Genomic DNA, 8,597 nt, shown 5'->3' with positions numbered 1-8,597 from the left:
TCCGTCGTCGGCAGCGTCAGATGTGTATAAGAGACAGCTGCTCACTCAGACTGAGCACTGACGTAGCGACCGGGGTGCAGCGGGTGTCCGGAGGTGGTGCTCCGTCAGGTGCCGAGAACCCGCTCCAGGTAGGCGTTGGCGAACCGGCGCTTCGGGTCGACCCGGTCGCGGACAGCGACGAAGTCGTCGAACCGCGGGTACTGCTCGCGCAGGTACTCGGCATCGCGGGTGTGCATCTTGCCCCAGTGCGGGCGGCCGCCGTGGTTGGTCGCGATGGCCTCGAAGGCGTCGAAGTAGGCGCCGCGCTCCTGCCGGTGGTACCGGTGGATCGCGACGTAGCAGCTCTCTCGCTCGTAGGCCGTCGACAACCAGACGTCGTCGGCGGCGGCCAGCCGGCACTCGACGGGGAAGGAGATGTGCTCGTCGTGGGTGTCGACCCACTCGCGCAGCTCGAGGAGCACCTCCCCGAGCGCTGCCCGCGGGAAGGCCCACTCCGACTCCATGAACCGCACGTCGCGAGCGGTGACGAACACCCGGTGCGACCAGTCGGTGTACTGCCGTTCCGACAGCGCCCGCGACGCGACGGCGTTGATGCCCCGCGTCGTGCGCGGCAGCCGGGTGGCGACGCGGTTGGTCACCTCGAAGAACCGGTTGCTCAGCAGGTCGTCGTCGAGCCGCTCCCGCCACGCTGGGAGCGGCTTGGGCGTCGTCCCCTCGGGCACGCGGTTGTTGCGCTTCGTGAGGGTGCGGTCGGTGTGCGGGAACCAGTAGAACTCGAAGTGGTCGTTCGTCTCGGCGACGACGTCGAGGTGGGCGAGCACGTCCGACAGCGGCTCCGGCCTCTCGACGGCGTGCAGCAGGAACGCGGGCACGACCGCCAGCGTGATCTCGGTGACGATCCCGAGCGCACCGAGCCCGAGGCGGGCCGCCTGGAACAGGTCGGGCTCACGGGTCGACGAGCAGTCGACGACCGAGCCGTCGGCGAGCACGAGGCGCAGGGCGCGGATGCCCGCCGAGAGCCCCTGCAGACGAAGCCCGGTGCCGTGCGTGCCGGTACCCGTGGCGCCGGCGATGCTCTGCCGGTCGATGTCGCCGAGGTTCGGCATCGCGTACCCGAACGCAGCGAGCTCGTCGTTGAGGACGTGCAGCGGCGTGCCGGCACGCACCGTCGCCTCGCCGCGCGTCGCGTCAATCGACGTGATGCCGGACAGCGCCCCGAGGCGCAGCTGGACGCCGTCAGTCACCGCGACACCGGAGAACGAGTGCCCGGCGCCGATCACCTTGACCCGCAACCCGCGGTCCGCGGCGCGGAGCAGCTCGTCGGCGACCTCGGCCTCGCTGCGCGGCGTCGCGACCCGGGCCAGCCGGGTCGACTCGGTGCCCGACCAGTTCGACCAGTCGACGCTGCGCACGACGCGCGGCGCGTTGTCAGCCAAAGCACTGCCCTTCCCCACGGTAGGTCGCGGCCCGTCCGACGACCTCGTCGCCGCGGGCACTGCTGACCAGCACGAACTCGGTGAACCGCTCGGCCAGCTCGCCCGCCTTCGCGTGCCGGAACCACACCCGGTCACCGAGGCCGAGCGCATCGGCTCCCGGCCCGCGCAACGGGGTCTGCACCTCCCCGGTGCCCTCCCGACGCTCGAGCCGCAGGCCCTGCTCCTCGAGCAGCTCGGGGACCCGCGACCAGCCGGGCGGGCCCGAGGCGACGTAGCCCCCGGCGAATCCCGTGACGACGCCGTCGGTTGGCCGCCGCACGACCGCGGTGCCGAAGAACGCCGCCGGGGTCAGGTCGAGGGCGTCGTAGGCGTCGAAGAGCGTCGGCGCGTAGAGGCCGGACCCGGCGGCGAGCTCGGTGAGCGCCGCGTCGCGGCCCGTCAGGTGCAGGCTGCCGGTGCCGCCGCCGTTGACGAACTCGAGGTCCGTGAGCGCGCGGGTCGCCGCGACCACCTCGCCGCGGCGGGTGCGCAGCTCGCGGTCGGACAGGCGCTTCATCCGGCGCACCGCAGGCGAGGAGTCCGGCAGCCCCGCGATCTGCGCGTCGTAGAACATGAGACCGACGACGACGAGGCCCTGCTCGAGGGCCCGGCGCACGACGACCTCGACGTCGCCGGCCGTCCGCAGGGGCGACCGGCGCACGCCGAGGTGGGCCGGCCCGACGCGCAGCGACGCGTCGACGTCCACGGCCACGCGCAGGCCCCCGTGGCCGGGCACCTGGCGGGCCAGGAAGTCCACGTGCTCGACGCTGTCGACCATGACCGTGACGGCCGCTCGCAGGTCAGGGTCGTCCGCGATCTCGGTGAGGGCTTCGACGTCGACGCTCGGGTAGGCCAGCAGCACGTCGCGCTGCCCCGACCGCGCCCACCAGACCGCCTCGCGCGCGGCGTAGCACATGAGGCCGGCGAAACCGTCGCGCTCCAGCGCCCGCTCGATGAGCGGCCGGCACCGCAGCGACTTGGTGGCGACGCGGACGGGAAGGCCGCCCGCGAGGGCGACGAGCACCGACGCGTTGGCGTCGAACGCGTCGACGTCGACGACGGCGAGCGGGTAGGACAGGCCGGCGGTGGCAGCCGACAGCCGGGACGCCGTGAGGCGGGTCCGTGGCCCGCCCGACCGCGGCGCGGCGGCCCGGCCCGGGGGCGACGTGGCAGCCCCGGCAGCCTCGTGCGGAGGCGGCGCCGCGGCCCGCTCGGAGGCCGACGCGTCGGGCAGGGAGGGGTGGCCGCTCATGCGCGCACCCTACCGAGCGTCACCTCACGGCCGGCGCCGGACGTCACCCCGCGCGCTCGACGACCGACAGGGCCAGGGCCTGCAGCGCCGCCTTGGCGTCGCTGTCCGGCAGGGGGTCGAGCAGACGCTGGGCGTCCCGGGCCACCGCGACGGTCTCCGCGCGGGCCTGGCCGAGGCCGGGGTGGGCGCGCAGCAGGGCCAGCGCCTCGGCGACACCGGCGTCGTCGTCGGACAGGTCGGCATCGAGCAGCTCGAGCAGCCGGGCGTCCTCGGGTCGCGACGGGTCGGCCAGGGCCCGGGCCCGCAGGACCGCGAGCGTGTCGACGCCCTCGCGCAGGTCGGTGCCCGGCGTCTTGCCGGACTCCCCCACCTGCGACTCGATGTCGATGAGGTCGTCCGCGAGCTGGAAGGCGATGCCGACCTTCTCGCCGTACAGGCGCATGGTCTCGGCCGTCTCGGCCGAGCCGCCGCTGAACATGACGCCGTAGCGCCCGGCCGTCGCGATGAGCACGCCGGTCTTGTCGGCCAGGACGCCGAGGTAGTAGTCGACGGGGTCCACGCCGGCCGGGCAGGCCTGGTCGTCGCGGATCTGTCCCGCGCACAGTCGCACGAACGTCTGCGCCTGGATGAGGACCGCCTCGGCCCCGAGCCCCGCGACGAGCTCGGAGGCCTTGCCGAAGAGCAGGTCGCCCACGAGGATCGCCGTCGAGTTGCCGTACGCGACGTTGGCCGAGACGACCCCACGGCGCATCCGGCCCTCGTCCATGACGTCGTCGTGGTACAGCGAGGCGAGATGGGTCAGCTCGACACCGGCCGCGGCCCGGACGACGTCGTCGTTGATGCCCTCACCGAGCTCGGCGGCGAGCAGCGTCAGCAGCGGCCGGAACCGCTTGCCGCCCGCCTCGAGCAGGTGCCCCGACGCGCGCGCGATGAACGGGTCGTCGTGGTCGACGACCTCGCGCAGGAGGGCGTCGACCCGCTCGAGCCCGTCGCGCAGGTCACTCGCGAGCTCCGGCGTGGCCCCCGGGATCCCGAGGACCGGCGGCGTGGCGTGCGTCGTCATCGGCTCCCGCTCACCGCACGAACTGCGACGCGCGGTCGGCCAGGTCGAGCAGGGCCGACGGCAGCACGCCGAGGGCAAGGGTCACGAGCGTGCCGACCGCGATGGAGAACGTCGTCGGCATCGACGGCGTCATGACCTCCACCGAGTCGTCCGGCGCGTCGCTGAAGAACATGAGGACGATGACGCGCGCGTAGACGAACACGGTGATCGCGCTGCACAGCACGCCGACGACGGCGAGGACCGTGCCGGTGGCACCGCCCGTCGCGATGGCGGCCGCGAAGACCCCGAACTTCGACACGAAGCCGCTCGTCAGCGGGATGCCGGCGAAGGCGAGCATGAGGAACGCGAAGGCGGCACCGGCGACCGGGTGGCGACGCCCGATGCCGGCCCACTGCGACAGGTGGGTGGCCTCGGTGCCGTTCTGGCGCACGAGCGAGACGATGGCGAAGGCCGCGATCGTCGAGAAGCCGTAGGCGACGAGGTAGAAGAGCACCGAGCCGACACCGGCGCGGTCGAAGGCGAGGACGCCGACGAGGATGAAGCCGGCGTGCGCGATCGAGGAGTAGGCGAGCAGCCGCTTCATGTCGGTCTGCGTCACCGACAGCACGGCCCCGACGACCATGGTCAGGAGGGCCACGATGACGATGGCGTTCTGCCACTCCCAGCGAGCGGTGTCGAGGCCGACATAGGCCAGGCGCAGGATCGCGCCGAAGGCGGCGGCCTTCGTGGCCGCGGCCATGAAGCCGGTGACCGGCGTCGGGGCACCCTGGTAGACGTCGGGCGTCCAGGCGTGGAACGGAACCGCACCGACCTTGAACAGGAGGCCGACGAAGACGAGGAACGCGCCCGGCAGGAGCAGGCCGTTCATCTCCAGCGGACCCGTGGACACGGCCCGGGAGAGGTCACCGAAGTAGACCGAGCCGGAGTAGCCGTAGAGCAGCGCGGTGCCGAAGAGGAAGAACGCCGAGCTGAACGCGCCGAGGAGGAAGTACTTCAGCGAGGCCTCCTGGGACAGCAGGCGGCGCCGACGGGCCAGGCCCGAGAGGATGTACAGCGGCAGCGAGAGCACCTCGAGGGCGACGAACATCCCGATGAGGTCGTTCGTGGTCGGGAACAGCATCATGCCGCCGATGGCGAACATCGTCAGGGGGAAGACCTCCGAGGTGAGCGCGCCGACGCGGACGGCCGCGGTCTCGTACGACGAGCCCGGCGTCGACGCACCGCTCGGCGTGAACGCCTCCGGGCCGACGCCGCCGAGGCGCTCGGCCATCGTCAGCACGCCGAGGATGCCCATGAGGACGATGGCACCCTGCATGAACAGCGCCGGGCCGTCGACCGCGAGGGCGAACAGCTGGTGGGAGGTCGCGCCGTCGACGAGTCCGAACGTCAGGCCCTGGTGGCCGGCCGCGGCGACGACCGCGACGGCCGCTGCGACGAGCCCGGCGACCGCGAGCGACACCTGGACGACGTGGCGGCTCGAGCGCGGCGCGAACGCCTCGACGAGCACCCCGACGATCGCCGTGCCGAAGACGATGAGCATCGGCAGGACGGCCAGGTAGTCGACCTGCGACTGCTGGAACGCGGCGGGAAGCGTGGTCAGCGCCAGCGGGGCGGCGGCGGTCACTTCGAGCTCCCTTCGGCCAGCGTGCCGGCCGGGTTGAGGGACGGGTCGGCGGTCTTGACGACCGTCAGCGTCTTGTCGACGGCCGGGTTGATGACGTTGAGCGCGAGGTTGGGGTAGAACCCGAGCACGAGGAACGCCGCGAGGATCGGGGCGGCGACGACCTTCTCGCGGGTCGTCAGGTCGCGCACGAGCGACAGGCCGCGACGGCCGTTCTCGTCGAGGCGCGAGTGCTCCCGCTCGCCGACGACACCCTCGGGCTTCGGCCCGGTCATGACCTTCTTGTACATGAGCAGCATGTAGAGGGCGGCCAGGATGATGCCGGTCGTGCCGAGGACCGCGGCGACCGGCTGCGTCGGGAAGCTGCCGACGAGGACGAGGAACTCCGACACGAAGCTGGCCAGGCCCGGCAGCGCGAGACCCGACAGGCTCGCGACGAGGAAGATGCCCGCGAGGCCCGGCGTGACCCGCTGCCACCCGCCGAAGTCGGGGATGCGCTTGCTGCCCCGGCGCCGCACGAGCATCGCGGCGAAGAGGAACAGCGCCGCCGTCGAGAACCCGTGGTTGACCATGTAGAGGTTCGAGCCCGCGTGGCCGGTCGACGTGAAGGCGAAGATGCCGAGCACGATGAAGCCGAAGTGGCTGACCGACGTGTAGGAGATGAGCCGCATGACGTCGGTCTGGCCGATCGCGAGCAGCGCGCCGTAGATGATCGAGACCACCGCGAGGACCACGACGACCGGGGTGGCCCAGCGGCTCGCGTCGGGGAACAGCTGGAGGCAGAACCGGATCATCCCGAAGGTGCCGACCTTGTCGAGGACACCGACGAGCAGCGTCGCCGTGGCGGGTGTCGACTCGGTGGCGGCGTCGGGCAGCCAGGTGTGCACGGGGACCATCGGGGCCTTGACCGCGAAGGCGAGGAAGAAGCCGACGAAGAGCAGTCGCTCGGTGGTCGGGTCCATGTGCAGGCCCGTGAGGCGCTCGACGAGGAAGCCCTCGGCGCCGCCCGGGCCCTGGATGCCGAGGCCGATGACGGCCACGAGCATGACGAGACCACCGGCCAGCGAGAAGAGGAGGAACTTCATCGCGGCGTACTGCCGGCGCGGGCCGCCGAAGCGCCCGATGAGGAAGTAGACCGGGATGAGCATCGCCTCGAAGAAGACGTAGAAGAGGAACACGTCGGTGGCGGCGAAGACCCCGACCATGAACGTCTCGAGCACGAGCAGCAGCGCGAAGTAGGTCTTGACGCGCTGGGCGCCTCGCGGGCCGACCTCCTCGGGCACGTCGTGCCACGCGGCGAGGATGCACACCGGCGTGAGGACGAGCGCCATGAGGATGAGCACGAGGGCGATGCCGTCCACGCCGAGGGCGTAGCTGACGCCGAACTGCGGGATCCACGCGTGCTGCTCACCGAGCTGGAACTGCGCCGAGCTGCCCCGGTCGAACCGCAGCGCGGCGACGATGCCGAGCACGAGCGTGAGCACCGAGGTGCCGAGCGCGATGCGCTTGGCAGTCTCGGCGCTACCGGGCAGGAACGCGACGAGGAGCGCGCCGACGAGCGGCACGACCACGAGGATCGTCAGCCACGGGATGTCGGACAGGCTGGTCGTGACGGTCGTCATCAGGAGATCACCCACAGTGCACCGAGGATGGCGACGACGCCTGCGAGCATCGTCAGGGCATAGGAGCGCGCGAAGCCGTTCTGCAGCTTGCGCAGGCGGGCGCTGGTCCCGCCGACGAGCGCGGCGAGGCCACCGGCCGCACCGTCGACGCCCTTGCCGTCCGCGAAGACGAGCGAGCGCGTCAGGTGCAGGCCGGGACGCATGAGCAGCGCCTCGTTGACCTGGTCCTGGTAGAGGTCCTGGCGGGCCGCCTGCGTCAGCAGGCTGCCGGCCGGCGCCGTGACGGGGACGTCCTCACGCCAGTAGCGCAGCCAGGCGAGCGCCAGACCGGCGGCGATGAGCACGAGGGTGAGGACGACGAGCACCAGCGGCGGCAGCACCGGGTGGGCGTTCTCGGGCTCGGCGCCGGTGACCGGCTCGAGCCAGCTCGTGATGCCGCCGGTCACGCCGAGGGCCAGACCGAGGAACGCCGAGCCGACCGCCAGCACCATCATCGGGACCGTCATGAGCAGGCCCGACTCGTGCGGGTGCACGTCGTCGGTCCACCGCTTCTTGCCGTGGAAGGTCATGAAGAACAGGCGCGACATGTAGAAGGCGGTGATGCCGGCGCCGACGAGCGCGGCGAGGCCGAAGACCCACGGCCGCCAGCCCTCGCCGATGAACGCGGCCTCGATGATCTTGTCCTTGGACCAGTAGCCCGAGAACGGGGGCACCCCGAGGATCGCGAGCCAGCCGAGCGCGAACGTGGCCCACGTGATCTTCATGGCGCCCGAGAGCCCGCCGAACCGGCGCATGTCGACCTGGTCGTTCATGCCGTGCATGACCGAGCCGGCGCCGAGGAACATGCCGGCCTTGAAGAAGCCGTGCGTCAGCAGGTGGAAGATGGCGAACGCGTAGCCGACCGGGCCGAGGCCGGCGGCCAGCATCATGTAGCCGATCTGGCTCATCGTCGAGGCCGCGAGGGCCTTCTTGATGTCGTCCTTCGCGCAGCCGACGACCGCCCCGAACAGGAGCGTGATCGCGCCGACGATGACGACGACGAGCTGGGCCGTCGGGGCGGCCTCGAAGATCGGGGCCGAGCGCACGACAAGGTAGACGCCGGCGGTGACCATCGTCGCCGCGTGGATGAGCGCGGAGACCGGCGTCGGACCGGCCATCGCGTCACCGAGCCAGCTCTGGAGCGGGAACTGCGCCGACTTGCCGCACGCGCCGAGCAGGAGCATGAGGCCCATCGCCGTCATGAAGCCCTCGTTCGCGTTGCTGCCCGCCGCCCCGAGAACCGTCGTGAAGTCGACGGCGCCGAAGTGGAAGAACATCAGCATGATGGCGATGGACAGGCCGAAGTCGCCGACGCGGTTGGCGACGAACGCCTTGTTGGCCGCGGTGGCGTAGGCGGGGTTGTGGTTCCAGAACCCGATGAGCAGGTAGGACGCGAGGCCGACGCCCTCCCAGCCGACGTAGAGCAGCAGGTAGCTGTTCGACAGGACGAGCAGGAGCATCGCCGCGACGAAGAGGTTGAGGTAGGCGAAGAAGCGACGCTTGTCGGGGTCGTGCTCCATGTAGC

General features: G+C 71.6%; 6 protein-coding genes. All 6 read right to left on the bottom strand.

Annotated features, from left to right (window positions below):
• Positions 1-104: 104 nt before the first annotated feature.
• A complete protein-coding gene (locus ACPYOM_RS19040; RefSeq protein ID WP_481347162.1) occupies positions 105-1,436 on the bottom strand; it encodes a D-arabinono-1,4-lactone oxidase in 1,332 nt (443 codons plus the stop codon).
• Entirely contained in the window at positions 1,429-2,727 is a 1,299-nt protein-coding gene (locus ACPYOM_RS19035; protein ID WP_481347161.1) for a type III PLP-dependent enzyme domain-containing protein, read from the bottom strand. Before ACPYOM_RS19035 ends, ACPYOM_RS19040 begins: the two co-directional genes overlap by 8 nt.
• Before the next feature lie 43 nt (positions 2,728-2,770).
• Positions 2,771-3,790 (bottom strand): polyprenyl synthetase family protein, encoded by a 1,020-nt coding sequence (locus ACPYOM_RS19030; protein WP_481347160.1) that lies wholly within the window; start codon positions 3,788-3,790, stop codon positions 2,771-2,773.
• Between the two features lie 10 nt (positions 3,791-3,800).
• Positions 3,801-5,414 (bottom strand): NADH-quinone oxidoreductase subunit NuoN, encoded by a 1,614-nt coding sequence (gene nuoN / locus ACPYOM_RS19025; protein ID WP_481340786.1) that lies wholly within the window; start codon positions 5,412-5,414, stop codon positions 3,801-3,803.
• Entirely contained in the window at positions 5,411-7,033 is a 1,623-nt protein-coding gene (locus tag ACPYOM_RS19020; protein ID WP_481340787.1) for an NADH-quinone oxidoreductase subunit M, read from the bottom strand. The genes nuoN and ACPYOM_RS19020 overlap by 4 nt, the downstream gene beginning before the upstream one ends.
• Positions 7,033-8,597: NADH-quinone oxidoreductase subunit L (nuoL, locus tag ACPYOM_RS19015; RefSeq protein WP_481347159.1), on the bottom strand; the 1,565-nt coding region annotated here is incomplete at its 5' end. The genes ACPYOM_RS19020 and nuoL, both read right to left, overlap by 1 nt.

It is taken from the genome of Monashia sp. HAY1-2A (assembly GCF_056755315.1).
The sequence above is the reverse complement of the archived record's forward strand: the minus strand, read 5'-3'. Positions and strand labels throughout refer to the sequence as shown.